We start from the raw sequence: 24137 nt of genomic DNA, 5'->3' as shown, positions 1-24137 counted from the left end.
CGACGCCCTGGTATGGGTGCAGGACGTCCAGGAGAGGCAGGCATCGGGCGATGACGGATGAACAAATGGCCGGAGCGGGTTCCGGGGCGGCTTCCGGAGCGGGGGGCGCACTCGGGGGCGCGCCCGTACCGCCGGTAGCCCCGGGGCCGCCGACGGCGCCGCCCCGCCCCCTCGACCCGATCGACCGGTCGATCGTGCGCCTGCTCCAGGCGGACGGCCGCGCCTCGATACGCTCCGTCGCCGAACAGGTCCACGTGTCCCGGGCCAATGCCTACGCCCGGATCAACCGGCTCATCGACGACGGCGTGATCCGGGGCTTCACCGCCCGCGTCAACCACGAACGGGCGGGCCAGGGCGCCTCCGCCTACATCACCCTGAAGATCGTCCAGAACTCCTGGCGCACGGTCCGCGAACAGCTCCGCGAACTCCCCGGCGCGGCCCACATCGCCCTGGTCAGCGGCGATTTCGACGTACTGCTCCTGGTCCACACCCCGGACAACCGCACCCTGCGCGAACTGGTCCTGACCCGCCTCCAGTCCATCCCGGAGGTGCTGTCCACACGCACCCTGCTGGTCTTCGAAGAAACGGATCTCCTGGCCCGCGACCAGACCGCCGGCCCGACGATCACCGAGGACTAGGCACGCCTCCATGGCCCCCGACCGGCGGCCAGAGCGCGTCCCCGCCCCAGGTGTCGTCGGCGTTCAGCGTCAGGAGCAGCCGCCCACCGACCACCGCCCCGGACACATCGGCGTGCCCGGCCGCCCGCTCCGCGAACGCGGCGGGCGACGTGTGGTCGAGGAGGAGGACGAAGTGCAGTCCGAAGGGGGTCCACCGGCCTTCGTGCGGTTCGCCATCGGCATCGACCATGAAGTTGGCCCGCCACGCCCCCGCGCACAGGGACCAGACGAGCAGCTCCAGAAAATCGGCGCGCAGCAGCGGATCGGCACCGTCGATGACGACGGCGACGTCCTGGTTGCCGTCGCCCTGTGCGAACCAGTCGCCCAGGCAGTCCACGAGGGCGTCCCAGTTGTAGCCGAAGTACCCGCCCAGGTCCCGCGCGAAGGTCCGGAACAGGCGGGCTTCCGTGTCCAGCTCCGCCCCGGCCACCCGGAACACCAGCCCGCCACGCCCCCGCAGTTCGGCCTCGGCCGCGGCCACCCACGGGTCCTCGCGGGAGGTGAAGGTGACCCAGGGGGACCGGCGCTCGGTCAGGGTGGGGAGGAAGGCGCTCATGCGGCATGCTCGCACCGGCCCCGGCCCGCGCGCACGGGCTTTAGCGCTGCGTCCGCAGCCCGTCCAGGGCCATGCTGACCACCGCGTCCGCGAGCTGGTCGGGGGTGGTGCCCGGGTGCGGGCGGTACCACTCGACCAGGGAGTTGACCATGCCGAAGAGCAGGCGGGTGGCGAGCCGGATGTCCACGTCCGCCCGCAGGTCGCCCTCGGCGGCGGCGGCCTTCAGCAGCTCCGCGACCTGGTGGTCGAACTCGCGGCGGCGCTCCAGGGCCCAGCGCTCGGTGCGGGTGTTGCCCCGGACCCGCAGCAGCAGGGTCACGTAGGGGAGCTCTGCGACGAGAACCTCGACCGTGCGGCGCGTGACGTACTCGACGCGTTCGACCGCGCGGCCCCGTATCGCCCCCGGCTCCGCCAGGACCGCGAAGAGCTCGTCCAGGGCCCGGCTGACGGCGCGCTGGAGCAGCTCCTCCTTGCCGGCGACGTGGTGGTAGATCGAGGACTTCGAGATGCCGGCCGCCTTGGAGAGGTGCTCCATGGAGGTGCCGTCGTAGCCGCGCTCGTTGAAGACCTGGACGGCGACGGACAGGAGGGTCTCGGGCGTGTAGGTGTCCCGCTTGGCCGTGGTCATTCCGTGTCCCCCGCCTCTTCGTCCGGGCCCCCGTCGTCGGCGCCCTCGGCATCCTCGTCGCCCTCGTCGTCGCCCGCCGCGTAGCCCAGCTTGTACAGCGCCAGCGAGGGCGCGTACCGGCCGCCGGGACAGCGCTCGTCGAGGTGGTGCAGCAGGTCGTACGCCCAGTCGCGGCCGAGCCGGTCGTGCCATTCGGCGGGACCCGCCGGGTAGTTGACCCCGAGCCGCATCGCCGTGTCGATGTCCTCGGCGCCCGCCACCCCGCGCGCCACGGCGTCGGCGGTGAGGTCGATCAGCATCGCGACCGTCCGGGCGACGATCATGCCCGGGACGTCGCCGATGACGGAGACCTTCTTGCCGAGCTTCTGGAACAGCCCGACGGCCTCGGCGAGCGTCCGCTCGCTCGTGTCCTCGCTGACGGAGAGCGCGATCCGGGTGGCGTCGCGGTAGTCGAAGGCCAGGTCGAAGTAGACGACGTCGGCGAACTCGATCGCCGTCTTGCCGTCGGCGAGCACGAGCTGTCCCTCGCCGGGGAGCTGGATGTACGGGCCCCCGTGCTCGACGGCCGTGACCTCGATCCCGGCCTCCTCCAGGAGGCCGGGGAGGACGGCCGCCGGTCCGAGGTCGCCGACGACGGTCACCTTCCCGGGCGCGTCCTCGGGGCCTGCGGTGTGCGGGGCCGGGGCCTTCGTGTCCGGGCCGTACGGGTACCAGCCGTGGCCCGACTTGCGGCCGAGACGGCCCGACTGGACCAGTCGCCGCTGCGCGAGGGACGGGGTGAACTTGGGGCTGCGGAAGAAGGACTCCCACACCGAGCGGGTGACGGCCTCGTTGACGTCCTGGCCGATCAGGTCGGTCAGCGCGAAGGGGCCCATCTTGAAGCCGCCGCTCTCGCGGAGCACGGCGTCGATGGTCGCCGGGTCGGCGCCCTGCTCCTCGTACACCGCGAAGGCCTCGGCGTAGAAGGGCCGGGCGATCCGGTTGACGATGAAGCCCGGGGTGTCGGCGCAGCGCACCGGCGTCTTCCCCCAGCCCAGGACGGTGGCGTACGCGCGGTCCGCGGCGGCCGGGTCGGTCGCGAAGCCGGAGACCACCTCGACCAGCGGGAGCAGCGGGGCCGGGTTGAAGAAGTGCAGGCCCAGGAAGCGGCCGGGGTGCGCGAGGCCGGCGGCGAGCTCGGTGACCGAGAGGGAGGAGGTGTTGGTGGCCAGCAGGGCGTCCGGCGAAACCACCTCTTCGAGGGCCGCGAACAGCGCCCGCTTGACGGTGACGTCCTCGACGACCGCCTCCACCACGAGGGCGGCGCCGGCCAGCTCCGCCAGCTCGCCCGCCGCTGCGATCCGGACGATCGCCTCCTCGGCCCCGGCGCGGTCCAGCCGGCCCTTGGCGGCCATCCGCTCGACCCGGTCCTGGACGAATCCGACCGCGTCGGCGGCGAGCGGGGCGTTGATGTCGTAGATCAGCACGCGGTGACCTGCGAGAAGGGCGACTTGGGCGATGCCCTGCCCCATGGTGCCGGCGCCGACGACCGCCACTGTGCGGGACCGCTCGATTGCTGTCATGCCCAGATCCTCCCGCACCGACTTGTCCACAGGTCTGCCGGGCCCTCTTGTCCCGACCGATCGTTCGGTTACTCTAACTCCAGTCTGCTCTTGTTCATCCCTTCTTGCCTGCCCCGATCGCCTGATCCCGCCCGGCTCAAAGAGGAGTTGGTCCCTGATGGCCGCCGAGCTCACCGTCCCCCAGCTGTCCGCCAAGCACCGGCCCACCCTGGACCAGGCGCTGGCCACCATCCGCAGCCGCGCCTACTGGTCCCCGCACCCCGAGCACCCCAAGGCCTACGGGGAGACCGCGCCGGCCGACGGCCTCGCCGCCTTCGAGGCGCTGCGCGGCACCCGGCTCGACCTCGGGCAGCCCGGAACCGACGGCTGGACGGGCGCGGAGACCTCCCCGTACGGCGTGGAGCTCGGCGTCGAGTACCCGCACGTGGACCCCGAGGTGCTGCTGCCCGCGATGCGGGCCGGCATGGGCGCCTGGCGGGACGCCGGGCCCGAGACGCGCGCCCTGGTCTGCATCGAGATCCTGGCCCGCATCTCGGCGCGGACGCACGAGTTCGCGCACGCCGTCATGCACACCAGCGGCCAGGCCTTCATGATGGCGTTCCAGGCGGGCGGCCCGCACGCACAGGACCGCGGCCTGGAGGCGGTGGCCTACGCCTACGAGGAGCAGACCCGCGTCCCGGGGCAGGCCGACTGGTCGAAGCCGCAGGGCAAGAAGGACCCCCTGGAGCTGGGCAAGACCTTCACGGCCGTCCCGCGCGGCATCTCCCTGATGATCGGCTGCAACACCTTCCCCACCTGGAACGGGTACCCGGGCATCTTCGCCTCCCTCGCCACGGGCAACCCGGTGCTGGTCAAGCCGCACCCGCGCGCCGTCCTGCCGCTGGCGCTGACCGTCCAGGTGGCCCGCGAGGTCCTGGCCGACGCCGGCTTCGACCCGAACCTGGTCGCGCTGGCCGTGGAGCGTCCGGGCGAGGGCATCGCCAAGGAACTCGCCGTCCGGCCCGAGATCAAGGTCATCGACTACACCGGGTCCACCGAATTCGGCGAGTGGCTGGAGACCAACGCCCGCCAGGCGCAGGTCTACACGGAGAAGGCCGGCGTCAACACCGTCGTCCTGGACTCCACCGACAACTACAAGGGCATGCTGTCCAACCTGGCCTTCTCCCTCTCCCTCTACAGCGGCCAGATGTGCACCACCCCGCAGAACCTGCTGATCCCGCGCGACGGCATCGAGACGGACGCCGGGCACAAGTCCTACGACGAGGTCGTCGCGGACCTCGCGGGCGCGGTCGGCGGCCTGCTCGGCGACGACGCCCGGGCCAACGCCCTGCTGGGCGCGCTGGTCAACCCGGACGTGAAGGCCCGCCTGGAGGCCGCGGCCGGGCTCGGCGAGGTCGCGCTCGCCTCGCGCGAGGTGGCGCACCCCGACTTCCCCGGCGCCGTCGTGCGCACACCGGTGATGGTGAAGCTGGACTCGGCCAAGCCGGACGACTCCGCCCCCTACCTCTCGGAGCAGTTCGGCCCGGTCTCCTTCGCGGTGGCGGTCGACTCCACGCAGGGCGCCCTCGACCTGCTGCGGCGCACCGTCCGCGAGAAGGGCGCCATGACGGTCGGGGCGTACACCACCTCCGCGGACACCGAGCGGGCCATCGAGGAGGTCTGTCTGGAGGAGTCGGCGCAGCTCTCGCTGAACCTGACGGGCGGGGTCTACGTGAACCAGACCGCGGCCTTCTCCGACTTCCACGGCTCAGGCGGCAACCCGGCGGCGAACGCCGCGCTGTGCGACGGCGCGTTCGTGTCGAACCGCTTCCGCGTGGTGGAGGTCCGCCGCCAGGGCTGACCCCCTAAGCCTTGGGCCCTCCCCAGTGGAAGAGGGTCATGGCCACGCTGGTGGCCAGGTTGTAGCTGGAGACCTGCGGCCGCATCGGCAGGGACACCAGGTGATCGGCGCGGGCGCGCAGCTCGGGCGAGATGCCGTGGCGTTCGGAGCCGAAGGCGAGCAGGGCCTCGTCCGGGAGGGTGAGGGCGCGGATGTCCTCGCCCTCCGGGTCGAGGGCGTACAGCGGACCCGACGGCAGCGCGTCGAGCTCCACCCGGTCCACGGTCGTGGCGTAGTGCAGACCCGCCCCGGCCCGGACCACGTTGGGGTGCCAGGGGTCGAGGTCGCCGCGGGTGAGCACGCCGGTGGCGCCGAAGCCGGCGGCGAGCCGGACGACCGCGCCGACGTTGCCCAGGTTGCGGGGGTTGTCGAGGAGCACGATCGGGGCCGTCCTGGGCCGCGCGTCGAGCCGCGCCCGCCCCTCGGCCCGCCCGGGCCGGACCGCGAGGGCCGCCACCCCGGTGGGGTGCACCCGCGCCAGCAGTTCCTTGAGCGGAGCCCGCCGCACCAGCCGGGCCACGTCCGCCTCCACGTCCCCGGCCAGCTCGCGCGCGAGGCCCCGTACGGCCTCCGGCTCGTCGGCGACGACGAACCGCACGTCCGCCCCGAATCGCAGCGCGTGCTTCAGCGCGTGAAACCCGTCGAGCAGCACCAGATCCTCCCGCCCAACGGCCTCCCGCCACTGCCGTTCGGTCTCGTCGGTGCTCCCGTGCTGCTGCTCACTCATACCGCCGACCCTACGGGCCAGATCCAGCCGTCCGGCGTTTGAGGACCGGGGTCCGGGGCGCAGCCCCGGGGAACGGGCGAAGGGCGAGTAGGGGACAGCCCCGCAGGGCCCCGCCTCAGCGCGGGACGGGGCTGGGGAGTGCGGGCTCGGGATCCGCGTACGGCTCCGGCCCGGGCCCCGGGTCCGGAACGGGCCGCCCCACACCCGCCCGCCGCGCAGCGACGGCCGCCCCGACCCAGACCAGAAAGCCCGTCGGCAGGAACACCGCATCGGCGGCGATCATCGCCAAAGAGAAGAACGGCAGCCCCAGCAGCACCGCGATCCCCGCATGCTCCAGCATCATCAGCGCCAGCAGCACGTTCTTGATCCGCCGGTTGAACAGGGTGAACGGGAAGGCCACCTGGACCGCGACCGTCCCGTAGGACAGCAGCATGACCAGCGTGCCGCTGCTCCCGAGGAAGGCCGAGACCCCGGGCCACGGGGTGAAGTAGTCCAGGTTCAGCGGGTAGTACAGCGCCGTGCCGTCCTGCCACCGCGAACCCTGGATCTTGTACCACCCGGCCGTCGCGTAGATCAGGCAGACCTCCGCCATGATCACGAGCATTCCGGCGTTGTGCAGCAGGTTGGCCAGGACGTCGAGGACGGCCCGCCCCTCCCCCTCCGGCTCGTAGCGGTCGACCATCCACCACAGCGCGGCGAGCACCCACAGGGCCGTGAAGACCACCAGCCAGCCGGTGCTGAACCCCCCGGTGACGGCCCCGTACACGAGCACCGCACCGAGCACGCCCCACGCCACCGGCCCCGCCCGCCCGGCCGAGGCCGCGCCGAGGCGGCGGGCGCGGCGGGCGTCGAGCGACCACACCTGCGCGCACCGGGTCAGCACCAGGTAGATCGCCATCAGGTGGATGACGTTGTCCCCGCCGTCGCCCATGAAGACGCTGCGGTTCTGCAGGGACAGCACGCCGACCATGAACACCACGGAGGTCGCCCGGGTGCGCCAGCCCAGCACCAGCAGGGCGGACGACAGCACGGCCACGGCGTAGACGATCTCGAACCAGAGCGCCGAGTCCGACCACATCAGCACCGTGAAGGCACGGTTCGAGTCGATCAGCCGCCGGGCCAGGTCCCAGCTCCACGGTCCGTCCGGCCCGTACAGCTCGTGGCGGTGGGGGAACTCCCGCAGCAGGAAGAACAGCCAGGTCCCGGCGAAGCCGATGCGGACCACGGCGCTCTGGTACGGACCCAGCGCCTGCCCGCTGACCCGGGCCAGCGCCCGGCCGGCGGAGGCCCTGAGGCCCCCCGTACGGGTTCCCGTCACACCGTCCACCACGGCAGCTCCCGGTAGTACGTCTGGGTGTCGGCCTTCTCGTCGGACCAGGGGGGCGCGGCGACCTCCGTGGTCGCCCCGCGCAGCTGGATCCGTACGATCCGGTCTCCTCCCTGCGGGTCCAGCCGGTCCAGGGCGATCCGGCGCAGGTACTGCTCGGCGAGTTCGCCGCGATCGCCGGTGGACTTGTTGTCCTCGTCGTGGGAGGTGGTGAAGAAGTCCCAGGCCCGGCGGAGCTCGTTCTGCTCGGTGTGGCTCGGCAGCAGGCTGTGGCGGATGGCCGCGCCGTCCTCGGCGGACAGTCCGCGCCAGGTGCCCGTCGTCAGCCTGCCGTCGTCCGTCCGCACTTCCGCGCGCACCTCCACGGCGATGTTCTGCTGGAGCGGGTTGGGGGCGAAGAGCTTCCAGTTCTGTTCGAACTCGGGGTAGATCCAGGAGTCGATCACGCGCGCGTGCCGCTTGCTGACCGTGTTGGACGGGGCCACGTGCAGGAAGACGAGGGCCAGGTGCCCGCAGGCGGCCACCGCCACCGCCCCGAGCGCGAGGGCCGTGACGACCCGGTACGGGGTGGACAGGCCGGCGATTCCGGGCGCCCTGGGCGCTCCGGGCGGGGGCGGAGCCGCTCCTGCGAGGGGCTCGCGCTCGTTCGAATCCATCCCGCCCCGATCATCCGGTGTCCACAGGGTTGACCACAGAGGTTGACACCCTACGGGCCCTCGTCCCACCATTGAAGAGGATGAACCGAACGATCGGTCGGTCGGGCGGGACGAGGCGGGAAAAGACCTCTGACAGGGGGCCGTGATGGTGGCAGTGACCCCGGCAGCGACATCGGGGACGGGGGGCCGGGACGCGCAGCGGGTCGCCGCGCAGGACGCGGGGATCGGCGTGACCGCCGACCTCGGCGCGCAGCTCGCGGCGGCCTTCGACGCGGCCGTGGCGGCAGACGAGCGGGTGGAGCCGCGCGACTGGATGCCCGACGAGTACCGCGCCTCCCTGGTCCGCCAGATGGCCCAGCACGCCCACTCCGAGATCATCGGCATGCAGCCCGAGGCGAACTGGATCACCCGCGCGCCCTCCCTGCGCCGCAAGGCGATCCTGATGGCGAAGGTCCAGGACGAGGCCGGCCACGGCCTGTACCTGTACAGCGCCGCCGAGACCCTGGGCACCAGCCGCGACGAGCTCCTCGACAAACTGCACGCCGGGAAGCAGAAGTACTCCTCGATCTTCAACTACCCCACGCTGACCTGGGCCGACGTCGGCGCGATCGGCTGGCTCGTGGACGGCGCGGCGATCACCAACCAGGTCCCGATCTGCCGCTGCTCTTACGGGCCGTACGCGCGGGCCATGGTCCGGATCTGCAAGGAGGAGTCCTTCCACCAGCGCCAGGGGTACGAGCTGCTCCTCGCCCTCTCCCGGGGCACCGAGGCCCAGCACGCGATGGCGCAGGACGCCGTGGACCGCTGGTGGTGGCCCTCGCTGATGATGTTCGGCCCGCCGGACGCCGAGTCGGGGCACTCGGCGCAGTCGATGGCCTGGCGCATCAAGCGCCACACCAATGACGATCTGCGCCAGCGCTTCGTGGACATCGCCGTCCCGCAGGCCGAGTCGCTGGGGCTGACCCTGCCCGACCCGGACCTGAAGTGGAACGAGGAGCGCGGGCACCACGACTTCGGGGCCATCGACTGGACGGAGTTCTGGGAGGTCCTCAAGGGCAACGGCCCGTGCAACGAGGAACGGATCGGACAGCGCCGCGCGGCGCACGAGGAAGGCGCCTGGGTGCGCGACGCGGCCGCGGCGTATGCGGAGAAGCAGGCGGCGGCCACGGCCGCCGCGGCGACCATCGGAAGCGAGGCTCGGGTATGACGCAGAACTGGCCCCTGTGGGAGGTGTTCGTCCGCTCCAGGCGCGGCCTCTCGCACACGCACGCGGGCAGCCTGCACGCGCCCGACGCGGAGATGGCCCTGCGCAACGCCCGCGACCTCTACACCCGGCGCGGCGAGGGCATCTCCATCTGGGTGGTGCCCTCCACGCAGATCACCGCCTCCTCCCCGGACGAGCGGGATCCGTTCTTCGCCCCGTCCGCCGACAAGCCGTACCGGCACCCCACCTTCTACGAGATCCCCGAGGGGGTGCAGCACCTGTGACGAGCACCGAGACGGACACCGGAGCGGGTACGGCCACCGTGGCGGCGGCGCTGGCCCTCGGCGACGACGCGCTGATCCTTTCGCACCGCCTCGCCGAATGGGCGGGCCACGCGCCCGTCCTGGAGGAGGAGGTCGCCCTCGCCAACATCGCCCTCGACCTCCTCGGCCAGGCCCGCGTCCTGCTGTCGAGCGCCGGCGACGAGGACGAGCTCGCCTTCCTGCGCGAGGAGCGGTCCTTCCGCAGCCTCCAGCTGGTCGAGCAGCCGAACGGCGACTTCGCCCACACCATCGCCCGCCAGCTCTACTTCTCGCTCTACCAGCACCAGCTCTACGGGGAACTCGCCCTCGGCGACGGCCCGTTCGCGCCGCTCGCCGCCAAGGCGGTCAAGGAGACCGCCTACCACCGCGACCACGCCGAGCAGTGGACGCTGCGGCTCGGCGACGGCACCGAGGAGAGCCGCCGCCGGATGCGGGCCGGCCTGGACGGGCTGTGGAAGTACACCGGCGAGATGTTCCGGCCGGTGGAAGGGCTCGAAGAGATCGACTGGCCCGTACTGGAGGGCCGTTGGCTGGCCGCGCTGGGCGGCGTGCTGGAGCGGGCCGGGCTGGAGCTGCCCCAGGGGCCGCGGCACGGCGCCTGGGCCGCCGGAGCCGGCCGGCAGGGACTGCACACCGAGTCCTTCGGCCGACTGCTCGCCGAGATGCAGCACCTGCACCGCAGCCACCCGGGGGCATCGTGGTGACCGCCGCCGGTACCGGCACCGCCGCCGCGGCCCGCACCGAGCAGACCCGGCTGGAGGTGGAGCTGGCCGCACTGGCCGGCTCCGTCCCCGACCCGGAACTGCCCGTGCTCACCCTCGCCGAGCTCGGCGTGATGCGCGGGGTGCGGATGTACGAGGACGGCCACGTGGAGGTCACCCTGACCCCCACCTACACCGGCTGCCCGGCCATCGAGGCCATGTCCGCCGACATCGAACGGGTCCTGACCGACCACGGCATACCGGAGGTCCGGGTGCGGACCGTGCTGGCCCCCGCCTGGTCCACCGACGACATCAGCGCCGAAGGCCGCCGCAAACTGGCGGAGTTCGGCATCGCCCCGCCGCGGCCGCACGCCGCCGGCGGACCGGTCCCGCTCACCCTGTCCGTCCGCTGCCCGAACTGCGGATCGACCGACACCGAGCTGCTCAGCCGGTTCTCCTCCACCGCATGCAAGGCGCTGCGCCGCTGCACCGCCTGCCGTGAACCGTTCGACCACTTCAAGGAGCTGTAGATGGCCGTGTCACCGCCGTCGCCCACGCCGGTGGCGCCCGTCGGCCCGGCGTCCGCCGCGTCGGCGCGCCCCGCACGCCACGGCGCGTTCCACACCTTGACGGTGACGGCGGTCGACCGGCTCACCGAGGACTCCGTGGCCCTGACCCTGGCCGTGCCGCCGGAGCTGCGCGCCGAGTACCGGCACGCCCCCGGCCAGCACCTCACCCTGCGCCGCGGCGGCTCGGTCGCGGCCGGGACCGCCGAGGTGCGGCGCACCTACTCGATCTGCTCCCCCGCCCCGGCCGCGGACGGGCCCGGCCCCGCCGCGCTGCGGGTCGGGGTGCGGCTGGTGGAGGGCGGGGAGTTCTCCTCCTTCGCCCACAAGGAGATCGCCGCCGGGGACGTCCTGGACGTGATGGTCCCGGCCGGCCGCTTCGTCCTGGACCCCGCGGCGGCGCCGCCCGCCGCGCACTACGCCGCGATCGTCGGCGGCAGCGGCATCACCCCGGTGCTGTCGATCGCCGCCACCCTCCTCGCCGCCCGGCCCGACGCCCGGTTCTGCCTGGTGCGCAGCGACCGCAGCGCGGCCTCGACGATGTTCCTGGAGGAGGTCGCCGACCTCAAGGACCGCTATCCCCACCGGTTCCATCTCGTCACCGTGCTGTCCCGGGAGGAGCAGGAGGCCGGTCTGCCCTCGGGGCGGCTCGGCGAGGAGCGGCTGACGGAGCTGCTGCCCGCCCTGCTGCCGGTCGCCGAGGTGACGGGCTGGTTCCTGTGCGGGCCGTACGGTCTGGTGACGGGGGCGGAGCGTGCGCTGGGCGCGCTCGGCGTTCTGCGGACCCGGGTCCACGAGGAGGTCTTCCATGTCGAGGACACCGCCTCGGGCCCTGCCCGTACCGCTTCGGCCGACACCACCAGCGCCCGGGTCACGGCGCGGCTCGACGGCCGCTCCGGCACCTGGCCGGTGCGCGACGGGGAATCCCTGCTCGACGCGGTGCTCCGGGCCCGCGCGGACGCCCCGTACGCCTGCAAGGGCGGGGTGTGCGGCACCTGCCGGGCGTTCGTCGTCTCGGGCGAAGTGCGGATGGACCGCAACTTCGCGCTGGAGGAGCGGGAGACGGAGGCCGGGTTCGTGCTGGCCTGCCAGTCGCACCCGGTGTCGGAGGACGTGGAGATCGACTTCGACCGCTGAGCCGGCGGGCGGCGCAGCGCCTGCGCGCCGTCGCCCGCTACCGCCCCCCTGTCAAATTTCCAGAACGTGTTCTATCTTGACGCACCGTCAGACAGAGCAGGATTCGGGTACGCGGGAGGACAGGCAGTGGACTTCACCTTCACCGAGGAGCAGCAGGCCGCCGTCGAGGCGGCCAAGGCCGTGTTCGCGGACGTGGCCCCCGACGGCGTGCCCAGCCCCGCGCTCACCCCGAGGGCGGTGGCCCAGGAGTTCGACCGCGAGCTGTGGGCGAAGCTCGCCGACTCCGACCTGCTGAGCCTGGTCCTCACCGAGGAGCACGGCGGCTCCGGACTCGACGCCATCGCCCTGTGCCTGGTCCTGCGCGAGTCGGCGCGGGTGCTGGCCCGGGTGCCGCTCCTGGAGCACTGCGCCACCGCCATGGCCGTCCAGGCCCACGGCAGCCCCGAGTTGGCGGGCGCCCTGCTGCCCGGCGCCGGGGACGGCAGCCTCGTCCTCACCGTCGCCGCGCACGGCCGCAGCGGCCACGACCCGGCCGAACTGTCCGTCACCGCACGGCAGGAACGACAGGACGCCGACACCTGGGTCCTGGAGGGCCTCCAGACGGCCGTCGCCTGGGCGCACAGCGCCGACTGGATCGCCGTACCGGCCCACACCGGGGAGGGCGATGCCGTCCTCGCGTTCGTCCCCCGGGGCGCCGAGGGGCTGTCCCTCGCCGAGCAGTACTCCACCAGCGGGGAGCGGCTCGCCGAGCTCACCCTCGACGGCGTACGGGTTCCGGCCGCGCACCTGGTCGAGACGCCCGGCGCCTGGGACCACCTGCGCCAGCTCCTTGCCACCGGGACCTGTGCGCTCGCGCTCGGCCTCGGCGAGAACGTGCTCACCATGACCAGCCAGTACACGAGCAAGCGCGAGCAGTTCGGCTTCCCGGTCGCCAGTTTCCAAGCCGTCGCCGTCCAGGCCGCCGACCGCTACATCGACCTGCGCGCCATGGAGGTCACCCTCTGGCAGGCCGCCTGGCGGCTCGACGCCTCCACGGGCGGAGCGGGCGGACCGCTGCCGAGCGCCGGTGACGTGGCCGTGGCCAAGATCTGGGCCTCCGAGGGCGTACGCCGCGTCGTGCAGACGGCACAGCACCTGCACGGCGGCTTCGGCGCCGACACCGACTACCCGCTGCACCGCTACCACGCCTGGGCCAAGCAGCTGGAGCTCCAGCTCGGCCCGGCCGCGGCCCACGAGGAGGCGCTGGGCGACCTGCTGGCCGCCCACCCCCTCGCCTAGGCCGTGGCCGACGGCGCGCGTCGGCGTCTCAGACGACGAAGCCCGGGGTGCCCGCGTCGGTGACGACCGGGCGGCCCGCGGCCTCCCAGTCCTGCATGCCGCCGGCCACGTTCACGGCGTCGATGTCCTGGCCGCGCAGGTACTGGGCGACCTGGGCGGAGCGTCCGCCGACCCGGCACATCACGTAGACCGGGCGCTCGTCCTCGATCTTCTCGGTCAGCTCACCGATGCGCGCCACGAACTCGCTCATCGGGATGTGCAGGGCGCCCTCGGCATGGCCGGCCGCCCATTCGTCGTTCTCGCGAACGTCGAGGACAAAGGCTTCGGAGGGCAGCGCGGAGGCGTCCACCGAGGGAAGCGGTCCGGAGTTCATGTCTGTCGCCTTCTCTCGTCACGGATAGCTGAGCCAACCTATCCGACCCGGCCACGGCCTCACTCTGCGGTGAGCGCCGCCAGCTCCGCCTCGCGCTTCTCCACGTCGCCGAGCAGCTGCTCGGCGATCTCCTCCAGCAGCCGGTCCGGGTCCTCCGGGGCCATCCGCAGCATCGACCCGATCGCGCTCTCCTCGAGGTCCCGGGCCACCACCGACAGCAGCTCCTTGCGGCGCGAGAGCCACTCCAGGCGCTCGTACAGCTCCTCGCTCTCGCTCAGCCGCTGCTCGGCCGGCGCCGGGCCGGCCGCCCACTCCTGTGCCAGCTCGCGCAGCACCTGCTCCTCACCGCGCCCGTAGGCCGCGTTGACCCGCGCGATGAACTCGTCGCGGCGCTCGCGCTCGGCCTCGTCCTGGGCCAGGTCGGGATGGGCCTGGCGGACCAGCTCGCGGTAGAGGCGGCGCACCTCCTCAGGGGGCCGCACCCGCTCCGGCGGCCGCACCGCGCGGTCCGTCAGCATCGCGGAGGCGTCGTCGGACATCCCGTCCGAGTCCAGCCAGTCGTGGAACAGCTCGTCGACACCGGGCATCGGCATCACCAGCGAGCGGGCCTCGCGCGCCCGGCGCAGGTCCTCCGGGTCCCCGGTCCGCTGCGCCTTCGCCTCGGCGATCCGCGCGTCCAGCTCGTCGAGCCGCGAGTACATGGGGCCGAGCTTCTGATGGTGCAGCCGGGAGAAGTTCTCCACCTCCACCCGGAAGGTCTCCACCGCGATCTCGAACTCGATCAGCGCCTGTTCGGCGGCCCGCACGGCGCGCTCCAGGCGCGCCTCGGGCCGCTCGTCGGCAGCGGGGCCGGGGCCGGAGCCGGGCTCGGACTCTTCGGGAACAGTCTGCTCGCTCACCCGGCCAGCCTAAGGCCCTGGGGCCCGGGTGTTTCACGTGAAACATCCACCGGTTTCACGTGAAACATCCCGTCCGCTCAGACCCCGGACCCTCCGTGCTCAGAAAGCTCCGAAAGCTCAGACCCCGGACTCCGCGGCGATCCGGCCGGACCGCACCGCCGCCACCAGGACCGCGTGGTCGGCCTCGCTCCGGTCGGCGTAGGCCACGGCGAAGCCGGCCACGGCCTCGTCCAGCTCGTCGCTCTTGCCGCAGTACCCGGACAGCAGCCGCGGATCGGCGCTGTGCGCATGCGCCCGCGCCAGCAGGGCTCCGGTCATCCGCCCGTAGTCGTCGAACTGGTCGGCGGCCAGCGCCGCCGGGTCCACGCTGCCCTTGCGGTTGCGGAACTGGCGGACCTGGAAGGGCCGCCCCTCGACCGTGGTCCAGCCCAGCAGGATGTCGGAGACCACCTGCATCCGCTTCTGCCCGGCCACCACCCGTCGGCCCTCGTGCTCCTCCGGCGGGGAGACGAAGCCGAGTCCGGGCAGGTGCGGCAGCAGTGCGGAGGGCCTGGCCTCCTTCACCTGGAGGACCAGTGCCTCGCCCCGGTGGTCCAGCAGCAGCACCACGTACGAGCGGGTGCCGACGCTGCCCGTGCCCACCACCCGGAAGGCCACGTCGTGGATCGCGTACCGGGCCAGCAGTGGCAGCCGGTCGCCCTGCAGGGTCTCCAGGTACGGGCCCAGCGCGGCCGCCACGGCCGCCGCCTCACCGTCCCCGACCCGGCGCAGCACGGGCAGCGCGTCCACGAAGGCCCGGCCGCCGTCGGGCGTGAGCTCGGTGGACTTGGCGGCGAACCGGGCGGAGGTGTTGTTGCGGGCCTTCTCCGAGACGCGTTCCAGGGTGCCCAGCAGGTCGCGGGCGTCGGTGTGGGAGACCAGCTCCTCGTCCGCGATGGCGTTCCACGCGTCGAGGGCCGGCAGTTTCGCCAGCAGGCGCATCGTGCGCCGGTAGGCGCCCGCCGCGTCGTGCGCGGCCGCCCGGCAGGTCTCCTCGTCCGCGCCGGCCACCCGGCCGGCCAGGACCAGCGAGGTGGCCAGTCGCTTGAGGTCCCACTCCCACGGGCCGAAGACGGTCTCGTCGAAGTCGTTGAGGTCGATGACCAGTCGGCCGCGCGCGTCCCCGTACAGCCCGAAGTTGGCCGCGTGGGCGTCCCCGCAGATCTGCGCGCCGATCCCGGTCACGGGCCCACCGGAGAGGTCGTGGGCCATCAGCCCCGCCGCCCCGCGCAGGAACGTGAAGGGGTTGGCGGCCATCCGGCCCACCCGTATCGGAGCGAGCTCGGCGACCCGCCCGACGTTGGACTCCTCCACCGCCCGCACCGCGTCCGGACGGTCGGCCGGTGCCTCGAACCGCGCGTGCACCGACCGGGGCACCAGCGCACGCAGCGCCTTGCCCGCCTCCCGGGGCGAACCGGCGGCCGACCCGACGGCCTTCGACGACCCCGCGGCTTGCCGCGCGGCGAACCCCTCGACCACAGGGATCCGTACCTTCGGCTCCGATCCCACGCCCTGCTGCTGCGCTACCGCCGTCATGCGCCCCGCCCCCTGATCGCCATCGGATTTCGGCCCGACCGTATCTAGAGCCCGGCGTCCCTGGCCAGCAGGGCCGCCTGCACCCGGTTCTCGCATTCCAGTTTCGCCAGGATCCGGCTCACGTACGTCTTCACCGTGGCCTCGCTCATGTGCAGCCGCCGTCCCGCGTCCGCGTTCGACAGCCCCTCCCCCAGCAGCGCCAGCACCCCGCGCTCGCGCTCGCTCAGTTCGGCCACCCGGCGGCGTGCCTCCTCCTCGCGGCCGGCGCCCCGGCCGGAGGCGATCTGGTCCACCACGTGCCGGGTCGCCGCCGGGGAGAGGTACGCGTCCCCGGCCGCGGCCGCCCGCACGGCGCCGATGAGTTCCCCGGGCGCCGAGTCCTTCAGCAGGAACCCGGCGCCGCCGCCGCTCAGCGCCCGCAGCACGTTCTCCTTCTCCCCGAAGGTGGTCAGGATCAGTGCCCGCACTTCGGGGACCGCCCGGCCGAGCTCGGCCAGGGCCGTCAGCCCGTCCATCACCGGCATCTGGATGTCCAGCAGCACCACGTCCGGGGCGTGTGCCCGGGACAGTTCCACCGCCTCCCGGCCGTTCGCCGCCTCGGCGACGACCTCGATGTCCGCCGCCGAGGTCAGGATCATCCTGATCCCGGCCCGGATCAGCGGTTCGTCGTCAGCGATCACCACGCGGATCACCTTGGCTGTCACCCCTGCTCCTACTGCTTGGCCTGGTACGCCTGCTTCTCGACGAGCTTGCCGTCCTTGAAGCAGAACCGGAAAACGCTGTCGCTGCCCCACTCCTCGGTGCCGTCCTCCGCGAGCAGGGCCAGACAGGTGGCGCCCTGCGGACGCGGCGGCCCCTTCCGGTCGAGTCCCTCGGTCAGGATGCTGTCCCCGCTGGGCAGCCGCGACCGTACCGTGCCCTCCGCTTCGCCCACCTGGATGCCGTCGTAGTCGTCCCGGCTGATCGTCGCGTCGCTCACCGAGCCGATGAGCAGCGCCACCGCGGCCCCGATCACGATCAGCAGCACCACCACGGCCGCGACCGCGATCCCGCAGCCCATCGCCACTCCCCCGGAGCGGGTGCCCCCGCTCAGCAGCTTCCGGTCGATCACGGCCCAGTCCACCGGCTCCGGGGCGCCGCCGCCCAGGCGGGCCCGCAGCTGCTGACCGAAGTCGTCGGCGACCCCGCCCGCTCCGCTCTCCTCGGCTCCGGTGATCTCGGCCCCGGCCGGCTCGGTGCCGTACGGGAGCACCCCGGCGACCCGGAACCCGCCCCCGTCCACGGCTCCCGCGTAGACCATGCCGCCGACCAGCCGGGCCCGTTCGCGCAGACCGGTCAGCCCCTGCCCGCCGGACACCACCTCACCGGCGCCCGGGCCGGCCTCCGGGCCGTTGGCGATCTCCACCACCAGGGAGTCGTCCTCGTAGCGCAGTTCCACCGTGATCGGCGCACCCGGTGCGTGCTTGTAGGCGTTGGTCAGCGCCTCCTGTGCGATCCGGTACGCCGCGTGGTCGCACGCCGCGACCAGCGGCCTGGGCTGCCCCGCCGTGGTGAGGCGTACGTCCGTCCCCGCGCTCCGTGCCGACTCCACGATCCCGGCGATGCCCGCCACCCCGCGCGCGGCGGGCTGCGCCTCCTCCACCGGCCGGGGTGCCTCCACCCCGTCCCGCAGGATGCCGACGACCTCGCGCAGCTCGTGCATGGCAGCGACCGAGGCCTGGCGCAGGACTCCCACCGCCTCGCGCTGCCGGTCGGTCAGGACCGGGTCGACCTCCAGCGCACCGGTGTGCACCGAGATCAGTGCGAGCTGGTGGCCTAGGCTGTCGTGCATGTCCTGGGCGATGCGCTGGCGTTCGCGCAGCCGGGCCTGTCCCGCGACCATCGCCCGCTCGCGCAGCAGCTGGGCGTTGCGGTCCTGGAGGGCGCGCAGCAGGGTGTTGCGCTGGGACCAGTAGCGGCTGGCCAGACCGGGCATGACCACCATGGCCAGGAACATCAGCGTGCCGAAGACGGCGATGAGCAGCGGCCGCCCCTGCGACCACTCCCTGACCATGTTGAGGGCGATCGCCGCGACGAAGGCGGCGGTGAAGGCGCCGAGCGCCCGGCCGACGCCGACGATGCGCCGGCCCGCCGACCAGCCGAGCGGGATCGCCACGAGGAAGGCCCCGGGCAGGTACACGCCCACGGCCGAGCCTGCCACCAGCGTGAGCACGGGGAGCCGCCGCCGCAGCAGGGTCAGCAGCACCACGGCCACGGCACTGGCCAGCATCCGGGCCCCGGAGCCCTTGTCGAGTTCCTCGATCCCCAGCCCGAGCAGCACCAGCACCCCGGCCAGCGCCAGGTCCCCCGCCAGCATCCGCCGGGTCCAGGGCTCGGGCCCCTTCAGCCAGTCCCGGCCCGCACGCACCCTCGCCGTCACATCCACCCGCCCGACCCTAGACACCGCCCCGCCGCCGGACAGCCCACTTTCGTCGCGCCCTGCGCGACGAAAGTCTTCTGGCACAGCTCTGACCGTGGGTGGTATGGCCCGGGTGCGGCCCTTGCGCGCCTCCGGGGCAATGCCTCCGGCTTCTCCGGTACAGGCCGCCTTCCTCCGAAGGGGAATACTCCCCTACCTCTTTGGAGGCAGCATTCCGCCCGTCGGGCCGCTCTGCCTTGTGAGCCTCGTCTCTCCTACCTAAGGTCCTGCCATGACCAGAAGGAATGGATCACGCAGGGAAACCGGCGACAGCGAAGATCGGCGGGTGGAAGAGGCGTGCAGCTAGCGGAACTGAGCGCCGAGATCCACATACCCCTCCGTGTCCTCCAGCTTTATGTGCGCATGGGCCTGCTCCCCGCTCTTCCCGCGTACGACGAGTCCCATGTCCGCAGAGCCGTATTGGTCAGAACCCTGCTGGACGTCGGCGGTCTTTCCTATTCCTCCGCCCGCCGCGTGGTGCGGAAGATAGACATGTCGCCGCCGCCGATCGGTGAACTGTGCGGCACCATCCAGTACGCCCTGCCCTCGCCCGGCTCGGAGGCGCACGACCAGAATTGGGACCGGGCCCGGGAGCGTGTTCACGCACTGGCCCGGTCGCGGAACTGGCGGGTGAGTCCGGAGAATCCGGCGTGGCAGACCCTGACGCAGACTCTCGTCGCGGTGGAGTGGCTCGGACATGACGATCTGCTGCGTCTTCTGGACACTTATGCGGACGCCTTGGAACCGGTTGTGGCCGCCGAGGTCCGCCTCCTGCACGAACAGCCCGATCCGGAGAGCGCGGCCGCGCACATGGTGACGGGAACCGTTCTCGGGGACGTCGCATTTTCCGCACTGCGCCGTCTTATCCACGAGCACGCTTCCTCCCAAGAACCGTCCGAATGTCCGTAACTGCAACTACCGTCCAGTAAGTACCTTAAGGTTGACGCCCCTACTGTTGACGTGCATGCTGTTTGGTGATCACTGGAGCCCCCTCCTTCAGACTGAACGACCGCAAGGGGAGGGCGACTTCGGGCTACAGCAAGGGCGGGGGATCTTGCGGTACAACCCAGACGGACACGGGATCGAAACACCACACGACACGGGAGAAGGGGGGGTGGGCTTAGCAAAGAAACTCCAGGACCAGCTGCCGGAATTACTTGAGGATTACCGAGACACCCTGGTCGAGCATCACAATCCATTAGGCTCGAATCCAGAAGCATGGGCCACCTGCAGAGAACAAGCCCAGCACATTCTCGCCGAATGCCTCCGCGCGATGGAAGACGGCACCGAGGAACCGCTCGACACCCATCTCATCGCGAAAACCCGAAGGCTCAGCGGCGCCCGCATCTCGCAGGGAATCGCACCCATCCATTCGGTGCGCGCCGGGGCCCTGCTCTTCCAGGTCGCCACGAGCCACCTCATCCGGATCGCTTCGGGCCGGCCGGACGACCAGACCTGCCTGATGAAGATCCTGCCCGTGCTGCAGTCGTCGATCACCCAGCGGCTGGAAGCCGGCTCCACCGGGCACGACCTCTTCCTGCTCGACGTCGTACGCGATGCCACCCGGCACGGCCGCGACGGCATGGCCCGCGAGATCCACGACCGCATCGGCAGCTCCGCCAGCCTCGCCCTGCGCCAGCTGGAGCTCTACGAGCTCACCCGGCAGCCCTCGGGAACGGACACCAGGCTGGAGGCCCTGAAGCAGGCCATCCTGGAGACGCTGTACACCACGCGGGACATCGTGACGGACCTGCGGACCCGGGCCGAAGCCACCCAGTCCCTCTACGTCTCGCTCTCCGCCTTCGTCACCGCCATGGCCATGGAAGACCTGCGGGTCGACATCCACGTGACCGATCCGGGTGACCTCCTGCCGGACGAACTGACCGAAGACCTGTACCTCATGCTCCGCGAATGCCTGCGCAACGCCTTCACCCACTCCCGCGCCTCCCGGATCGACATGGCGGTCCGCGTCGAGGCGGGCCGGGTCGACGCATCGGTGCGGGACGACGGCAAGGGCTTCGACCCGCACGCCCAGCAGCGGGGAAACGGGCTGTCCTCCCTGACCGAGCGCACCAAACTGCTGGGCGGCCGGCTCACCATCGACAGCTCTCCGGGGCAGGGGGCGGCGATCACGCTGTCCATCCCCTTCGACACGGAGAACCATGCACACGCCAACTGAGCCGCGCCCGGCCGCCGAGCCCCTCCGCATCATCGCCGTCGACGACCACTCACTGCTCCGCCGGGCCCTGTGCGAGCTGATCGATTCGGAGGACGACCTCACCGTCGTCGCCGATACCGACACCTCCGAGGGACTGGCCGAGCTCGTGGAACGCACCAGGCCCCACGTGGTCCTCCTCGACGTGGAGATGCCGGGTCACCACGCACCCACCGTGGTGCGCGCCCTGACCACCCGCTTCCCCCAGCTGCACGTACTGATCCTGACCATGCACAGCGACGCCCAGCTGGTGCAGGAACTGCTCGCCCACGGAGCCCGCGGCTACCTGCACAAGAGCGTCCCGCGCGAATCGCTGCTCGCGGCGCTGCGCAACACCGCCACCCGCGATCCGCACGTCACGATCGCCCTGCCGAGCAGCGGCGTTCCCACCGTCGGATTCAGCACCTCGCACCAGACGCTCTCGCCGCGCGAACGCGAGGTGCTCACGTTCGTCGCCGCCGCCCTCAGCAACCGGCAGATCGCCGTCCGGCTGCGCATCACCGAGGGCACCGTGAAGCGGCACCTGCGCAACGTATTCGAGAAACTCGGCGCCATCTCACGTATCGACGCGGCGAACAAGGCAATTGATGCGCGGCTCATCAGGAGGCCGGGGCCGCAGGACGGGCCGGGCGCTGGAAGGGGATAGCACCAAAGTTTGCACAACAGGCCCGCCCGTATGTCTCTTTGAGAGTATCCGGGTTACTCCCAGCGGGTCTGCCCCGGGGTTGGGGCATTCAAATATATTCGAGCCATGTCGACAAAGACGCCCATAATCTCCGATGGAATTGAGCGTTCCACAAGACCGGTATCTCCATCGTCCGTTTCCCTGAAATGGGTCCGGGTCCTGCTGCTCTGCTTCCAGGAATCCCGGGTAGCGGTGCAGGCAATTTTCCTGATGCGCTTCCTGCTGGCCGCCACGGCCGGCGCCACGTCCTATCTGACGCTGCCCCCGACCCTGTTCGGCGGGGCCGGCATCTGGCTGCTGGCCGCGACGTCCGTCTACCTCTTCAACGGGGTGACGGACGTCGACGAGGACCGGGCCAACGGCTCCACCCGCCCCATCGGACGCGGCGCGCTGTCACCCGCCGACGCCCGTCGTACCGCGCAGGTGATGGCCGCGGTGGCGCTGACCGGCGGGGCGTGGATCGGCCCGGCGATGCTCACGGCGACCGCGTGCATGCTCCTCCTCGGCTTCTTCTACTCCGCTCCCGGCATCGCCCTCAAGACCAGCACCCCCGGCACCATGGCCACCGTGATCGTCAGCGGCGGCCTCACCTACACCGCCGGCATCGTGTGTTCCGGGAGCCCCGTCTCGCCGTCGCTGATCGCCTTCTGCACCGCGACGTGCCTGTGGATGGGGCTGGTCGGGGCCGTCACGAAGGACTTCTCCGACGCCGCGGGCGACGCCCGGCACGGCCGCCGCAACTGGACGGTCCTGTGGGGGTACGCCAGGACGGCGGCCGTCGTCTCGCTGAGCGCCGTGACGGTGGGGGCGGGGCTGCTGCTGTCCGCCCTGCTGCTGTCCGCGCCGCAGCTGCTGGCCCCCGCGTTCGTCCTGCTCGGCGGGGCGCTGGCACTGGCGGCCGCGGCGCTCACGGGACACGCGGACCACTCGCGCTCCCGGCGCAGGCTGCCCTACCGGATGTTCATGGTCACGCAGTACGCGGCGCATCTCGTCGCTTTCGCCCAGCCCATCGGCTGAACGACAACGGGGGAACCACAGTGAGGCACAGTCAGATACGTCCCCGGGCATCGGCCCGCCCGGACGAGCGAACCGGCGCCGCCATGAGCCACGACGGTTTCGGCATCCGCATCCTCGGCCCGCTGGAGGCCGTCAACGGCCCCTCGGCGCACCGCCCGCGCGGGCCCAAGGTACGCAAACTGCTCGCCCTCCTGGCCGTCCGCGCCGGGGACATCGTCGAGGTGGACACGCTCGTCGAGGAGCTGTGGGACGGATCGCCGCCGCCCACCGCGGTCAGCACGGTCCGTACGCACGTCTACCACCTGCGCCAGGAGCTGGGACGGGAGCTGGGCGACACCGACGTCCGCCGCGTCATCACCACCGAGGGCACGGGGTACGCGCTGTGCCTGGCCCCCGGCCGGCTGGACCTGGAGCAGTTCACCCAGCTGTACGGACAGGCCCGCACCGACCTGCGCGCCGGCAACGCCGAAGCCGCGCTGGAACGGCTGGACACCGCGCTCGGCCTCTGGCGGGGGCGCGCCCTGGCCGATGTGAGCCGGGGCCGCGTACTGACCGGACACGGCGCCCGGATCGAGGAACTGCGCTCGCGGGCCCAGCAGTTGTGGGTGGAGGTCATCATGATCCTGGGCCGCCACGGGGAGGTCGTACCGGAACTGCTGCGGCTGGTCGCGGTGGATCCGCTGAACGAATGGCTGCACGCCCGCCTCATAGACGCCCTGTACCGCAGCGGCCGCCGGGGCGACGCCCTGCGCGCCTTCCACCACGTACGCAACGTACTGGCCGAGGAGTTGGGCCTGGAGCCCTCCGACGACCTGCGCCGCCTCCAGCACCACATCCTGGCCGGCGGAGCGGCCGCGTGAGCATCCGGATCTGGACCGTCCCCACCGCCGACGCGGCGGCCTGGGCGCCGTACGAGGAGGCGTACGCGGTGATGGACGCCCGGGAGCGGCACCGGCTGGCCCGCTTCGGCCGCGCCACCGACCGGCTGCGTTACCTGGCCATCCACCACGTCTACCGCAGCCTGCTCGGGCGGGAACTCGGCATCCACCCGGCCGAGGTGGCCTTCCGCCGGTCCTGCGCCCGCTGCGAGAGCCGGGAGCACGGCCGACCGGTGCCCTACGCACCGGACGGGACCACCCTGTCGGTGAGCCTGTCCCATTCGGCGGCGTACGCGGTCGTCGCGATCGGCGACAGCCCGGACGTCCCGGTCGGAGTCGACATCGAGCGGGTGCGGCCGCACATGGACTGGAGCCGCATCCCCTGCGTCCAGGGCGTGCGCACGACCCACGGCTTCGAGCAGTGGACACGGGCCGAGGCGCTCGTGAAGGCGGCGGGCACCGGCCTGGAGGCCGACCCGCCCCGCTACACCGGGCACGCCTTCGGGCCCTGGCGGGCCGCCCTCGTCCCGGGCTCGGCCCGGGACTGGTACGTGCGCAGCATCCGCTCCCCCGAGGGGTACGCCGCTTCGGTGGCGTCCGCGAGCGCGGACGCACGGGTCACCGTCGCACCGTGGCGGCCCTGACGGCCGGAAGCGGGACACAGCAGGAAGGAGGGCGGCCCCCGGGAAGTTCCGGGGGCCGCCCTCCTGTCGTTTGTCGGGCGGGCCGCCGCTAGGTCGTCTCTTTCGGATCTTGTCGGCCGAGTCCGCGGCGTCTGGTGCCGTGCCTGGGCGTGCTGTCGGGGCGTTCTCGTAC

At 72.2% G+C, this 24137-nt stretch carries 25 protein-coding genes; 14 read left to right on the top strand and 11 right to left on the bottom strand.

Annotated features, from left to right (window positions below; genetic code table 11):
- Positions 1-50 precede the first annotated feature (50 nt).
- Positions 51-638 carry an Lrp/AsnC family transcriptional regulator gene (locus ACFWNV_RS28260; protein ID WP_383952451.1) on the top strand — a complete coding sequence of 196 codons (588 nt, stop codon included), beginning with the start codon at positions 51-53 and terminating at the stop codon, positions 636-638.
- Here ACFWNV_RS28260 and ACFWNV_RS28255 read toward each other — a convergent pair.
- Genes ACFWNV_RS28255 through ACFWNV_RS28245 form a run of 3 tightly spaced genes read right to left on the bottom strand, consistent with a single transcriptional unit; the run spans position 625 to position 3423 of the window.
- Positions 625-1233 (bottom strand): barstar family protein, encoded by a 609-nt coding sequence (locus tag ACFWNV_RS28255; RefSeq protein WP_383952449.1) that lies wholly within the window; start codon positions 1231-1233, stop codon positions 625-627. The two genes, ACFWNV_RS28260 and ACFWNV_RS28255, sit on opposite strands and share 14 nt — an antisense overlap.
- A 40-nt stretch (positions 1234-1273) precedes the next feature.
- A complete protein-coding gene (locus ACFWNV_RS28250; RefSeq protein WP_383952447.1) occupies positions 1274-1861 on the bottom strand; it encodes a TetR/AcrR family transcriptional regulator in 588 nt (195 codons plus the stop codon).
- Entirely contained in the window at positions 1858-3423 is a 1566-nt protein-coding gene (locus ACFWNV_RS28245) for a 3-hydroxyacyl-CoA dehydrogenase (protein ID WP_383952445.1), read from the bottom strand. Before ACFWNV_RS28245 ends, ACFWNV_RS28250 begins: the two co-directional genes overlap by 4 nt.
- A 157-nt stretch (positions 3424-3580) precedes the next feature.
- Between ACFWNV_RS28245 and paaN the strand changes: the two genes are divergently transcribed.
- A complete protein-coding gene (gene paaN, locus ACFWNV_RS28240; protein WP_383952443.1) occupies positions 3581-5263 on the top strand; it encodes a phenylacetic acid degradation protein PaaN in 1683 nt (560 codons plus the stop codon).
- A 4-nt stretch (positions 5264-5267) separates the two neighbouring features.
- Here the strand turns inward: paaN and ACFWNV_RS28235 are convergent, their stop codons facing one another.
- The 3 genes from ACFWNV_RS28235 to ACFWNV_RS28225 all read right to left on the bottom strand — a co-directional run bounded on the left by ACFWNV_RS28235 (position 5268) and on the right by ACFWNV_RS28225 (position 8012).
- A complete protein-coding gene (locus ACFWNV_RS28235; protein ID WP_383952441.1) occupies positions 5268-6029 on the bottom strand; it encodes a TrmH family RNA methyltransferase in 762 nt (253 codons plus the stop codon).
- Between the two features lie 115 nt (positions 6030-6144).
- A complete protein-coding gene (locus ACFWNV_RS28230; protein ID WP_383952439.1) occupies positions 6145-7359 on the bottom strand; it encodes an HTTM domain-containing protein in 1215 nt (404 codons plus the stop codon).
- Entirely contained in the window at positions 7344-8012 is a 669-nt protein-coding gene (locus tag ACFWNV_RS28225; protein WP_383952437.1) for a DUF5819 family protein, read from the bottom strand. Before ACFWNV_RS28225 ends, ACFWNV_RS28230 begins: the two co-directional genes overlap by 16 nt.
- A gap of 145 nt (positions 8013-8157) precedes the next feature.
- Here ACFWNV_RS28225 and paaA point away from each other — a divergent pair, with 145 nt between their 5' ends.
- From paaA to ACFWNV_RS28195, 6 genes are all read left to right on the top strand, one after another.
- Positions 8158-9219 carry a 1,2-phenylacetyl-CoA epoxidase subunit PaaA gene (gene paaA, locus ACFWNV_RS28220; protein ID WP_383952435.1) on the top strand — a complete coding sequence of 354 codons (1062 nt, stop codon included), beginning with the start codon at positions 8158-8160 and terminating at the stop codon, positions 9217-9219.
- Positions 9216-9500, top strand: a complete 285-nt coding sequence (paaB, locus tag ACFWNV_RS28215; RefSeq protein ID WP_383952433.1) for a 1,2-phenylacetyl-CoA epoxidase subunit PaaB — start codon at positions 9216-9218, stop codon at positions 9498-9500. The genes paaA and paaB overlap by 4 nt, the downstream gene beginning before the upstream one ends.
- Positions 9497-10243: a 1,2-phenylacetyl-CoA epoxidase subunit PaaC gene (paaC, locus tag ACFWNV_RS28210; protein ID WP_383952431.1), complete on the top strand. Its 747-nt coding sequence runs from the start codon at positions 9497-9499 to the stop codon at positions 10241-10243. Before paaB ends, paaC begins: the two co-directional genes overlap by 4 nt.
- Positions 10240-10770 (top strand): 1,2-phenylacetyl-CoA epoxidase subunit PaaD, encoded by a 531-nt coding sequence (gene paaD / locus ACFWNV_RS28205; protein WP_383952429.1) that lies wholly within the window; start codon positions 10240-10242, stop codon positions 10768-10770. Before paaC ends, paaD begins: the two co-directional genes overlap by 4 nt.
- Positions 10771-11943, top strand: coding sequence for a 2Fe-2S iron-sulfur cluster-binding protein (locus ACFWNV_RS28200; protein ID WP_383952427.1), 1173 nt, complete (start codon positions 10771-10773; stop codon positions 11941-11943).
- A gap of 126 nt (positions 11944-12069) precedes the next feature.
- Positions 12070-13221, top strand: coding sequence for an acyl-CoA dehydrogenase family protein (locus ACFWNV_RS28195; RefSeq protein ID WP_383952425.1), 1152 nt, complete (start codon positions 12070-12072; stop codon positions 13219-13221).
- A gap of 28 nt (positions 13222-13249) precedes the next feature.
- Here ACFWNV_RS28195 and ACFWNV_RS28190 read toward each other — a convergent pair whose 3' ends face one another.
- The 5 genes from ACFWNV_RS28190 to ACFWNV_RS28170 all read right to left on the bottom strand — a co-directional run bounded on the left by ACFWNV_RS28190 (position 13250) and on the right by ACFWNV_RS28170 (position 18493).
- Positions 13250-13594, bottom strand: coding sequence for a rhodanese-like domain-containing protein (locus tag ACFWNV_RS28190; protein WP_383952423.1), 345 nt, complete (start codon positions 13592-13594; stop codon positions 13250-13252).
- Between the two features lie 59 nt (positions 13595-13653).
- On the bottom strand, positions 13654-14493 hold the full coding sequence (locus ACFWNV_RS28185) for a J domain-containing protein (protein ID WP_383952421.1): 840 nt from the start codon (positions 14491-14493) through the stop codon (positions 13654-13656).
- A 117-nt stretch (positions 14494-14610) separates the two neighbouring features.
- Positions 14611-16068 carry a DUF2252 domain-containing protein gene (locus ACFWNV_RS28180; protein ID WP_383952419.1) on the bottom strand — a complete coding sequence of 486 codons (1458 nt, stop codon included), beginning with the start codon at positions 16066-16068 and terminating at the stop codon, positions 14611-14613.
- Positions 16069-16112: 44 nt separating this feature from the next.
- On the bottom strand, positions 16113-16772 hold the full coding sequence (locus tag ACFWNV_RS28175; RefSeq protein WP_383952417.1) for a response regulator: 660 nt from the start codon (positions 16770-16772) through the stop codon (positions 16113-16115).
- Positions 16773-16780: 8 nt separating this feature from the next.
- Positions 16781-18493: a sensor histidine kinase gene (locus ACFWNV_RS28170; RefSeq protein ID WP_383952415.1), complete on the bottom strand. Its 1713-nt coding sequence runs from the start codon at positions 18491-18493 to the stop codon at positions 16781-16783.
- A 330-nt stretch (positions 18494-18823) separates the two neighbouring features.
- Here ACFWNV_RS28170 and ACFWNV_RS28165 point away from each other — a divergent pair, with 330 nt between their 5' ends.
- The 6 genes from ACFWNV_RS28165 (at position 18824) to ACFWNV_RS28140 (ending at position 23965) form a co-directional block, all read left to right on the top strand.
- Positions 18824-19435, top strand: a complete 612-nt coding sequence (locus ACFWNV_RS28165) for a MerR family transcriptional regulator (protein WP_383952413.1) — start codon at positions 18824-18826, stop codon at positions 19433-19435.
- 364 nt (positions 19436-19799) lie between these two features.
- Positions 19800-20705, top strand: coding sequence for a sensor histidine kinase (locus ACFWNV_RS28160; protein WP_383952411.1), 906 nt, complete (start codon positions 19800-19802; stop codon positions 20703-20705).
- Positions 20689-21387, top strand: a complete 699-nt coding sequence (locus ACFWNV_RS28155) for a response regulator (protein WP_383952409.1) — start codon at positions 20689-20691, stop codon at positions 21385-21387. Before ACFWNV_RS28160 ends, ACFWNV_RS28155 begins: the two co-directional genes overlap by 17 nt.
- Positions 21388-21618: 231 nt before the next feature.
- The gene (locus tag ACFWNV_RS28150; protein WP_383952407.1) at positions 21619-22443 is read left to right on the top strand and encodes a UbiA family prenyltransferase; all 825 of its coding nucleotides are present in this window, start codon (positions 21619-21621) and stop codon (positions 22441-22443) included.
- Between the two features lie 83 nt (positions 22444-22526).
- Positions 22527-23303 carry a BTAD domain-containing putative transcriptional regulator gene (locus ACFWNV_RS28145; RefSeq protein WP_383952405.1) on the top strand — a complete coding sequence of 259 codons (777 nt, stop codon included), beginning with the start codon at positions 22527-22529 and terminating at the stop codon, positions 23301-23303.
- A complete protein-coding gene (locus ACFWNV_RS28140) occupies positions 23300-23965 on the top strand; it encodes a 4'-phosphopantetheinyl transferase family protein (protein ID WP_383952403.1) in 666 nt (221 codons plus the stop codon). The genes ACFWNV_RS28145 and ACFWNV_RS28140 overlap by 4 nt, the downstream gene beginning before the upstream one ends.
- The last annotated feature ends 172 nt before the right edge of the window (positions 23966-24137 follow it).

The organism is Streptomyces sp. NPDC058401 (genome assembly GCF_042722885.1).
Classification (GTDB): domain Bacteria; phylum Actinomycetota; class Actinomycetes; order Streptomycetales; family Streptomycetaceae; genus Streptomyces.
The sequence above is the reverse complement of the archived record's forward strand: the minus strand, read 5'-3'. Positions and strand labels throughout refer to the sequence as shown.

What these genes read in the sequence shown, in the direction of transcription:
- ACFWNV_RS28225 (WP_383952437.1), bottom strand. Translation starts at nt 8,012, where the DNA reads ATGGATTCGAACGAGCGCGAGCCCCTCGCAGGAGCGGCTCCGCCCCCG.
- ACFWNV_RS28250 (WP_383952447.1), bottom strand. Translation starts at nt 1,861, where the DNA reads ATGACCACGGCCAAGCGGGACACCTACACGCCCGAGACCCTCCTGTCC.
- ACFWNV_RS28235 (WP_383952441.1), bottom strand. Translation starts at nt 6,029, where the DNA reads ATGAGTGAGCAGCAGCACGGGAGCACCGACGAGACCGAACGGCAGTGG.
- paaA (WP_383952435.1), top strand. Translation starts at nt 8,158, where the DNA reads ATGGTGGCAGTGACCCCGGCAGCGACATCGGGGACGGGGGGCCGGGAC.
- ACFWNV_RS28200 (WP_383952427.1), top strand. Translation starts at nt 10,771, where the DNA reads ATGGCCGTGTCACCGCCGTCGCCCACGCCGGTGGCGCCCGTCGGCCCG.
- ACFWNV_RS28180 (WP_383952419.1), bottom strand. Translation starts at nt 16,068, where the DNA reads ATGACGGCGGTAGCGCAGCAGCAGGGCGTGGGATCGGAGCCGAAGGTA.
- paaN (WP_383952443.1), top strand. Translation starts at nt 3,581, where the DNA reads ATGGCCGCCGAGCTCACCGTCCCCCAGCTGTCCGCCAAGCACCGGCCC.
- ACFWNV_RS28255 (WP_383952449.1), bottom strand. Translation starts at nt 1,233, where the DNA reads ATGAGCGCCTTCCTCCCCACCCTGACCGAGCGCCGGTCCCCCTGGGTC.
- ACFWNV_RS28260 (WP_383952451.1), top strand. Translation starts at nt 51, where the DNA reads ATGACGGATGAACAAATGGCCGGAGCGGGTTCCGGGGCGGCTTCCGGA.
- paaB (WP_383952433.1), top strand. Translation starts at nt 9,216, where the DNA reads ATGACGCAGAACTGGCCCCTGTGGGAGGTGTTCGTCCGCTCCAGGCGC.
- ACFWNV_RS28190 (WP_383952423.1), bottom strand. Translation starts at nt 13,594, where the DNA reads ATGAACTCCGGACCGCTTCCCTCGGTGGACGCCTCCGCGCTGCCCTCC.
- ACFWNV_RS28245 (WP_383952445.1), bottom strand. Translation starts at nt 3,423, where the DNA reads ATGACAGCAATCGAGCGGTCCCGCACAGTGGCGGTCGTCGGCGCCGGC.
- ACFWNV_RS28160 (WP_383952411.1), top strand. Translation starts at nt 19,800, where the DNA reads ATGGAAGACGGCACCGAGGAACCGCTCGACACCCATCTCATCGCGAAA.
- ACFWNV_RS28145 (WP_383952405.1), top strand. Translation starts at nt 22,527, where the DNA reads ATGAGCCACGACGGTTTCGGCATCCGCATCCTCGGCCCGCTGGAGGCC.
- ACFWNV_RS28155 (WP_383952409.1), top strand. Translation starts at nt 20,689, where the DNA reads ATGCACACGCCAACTGAGCCGCGCCCGGCCGCCGAGCCCCTCCGCATC.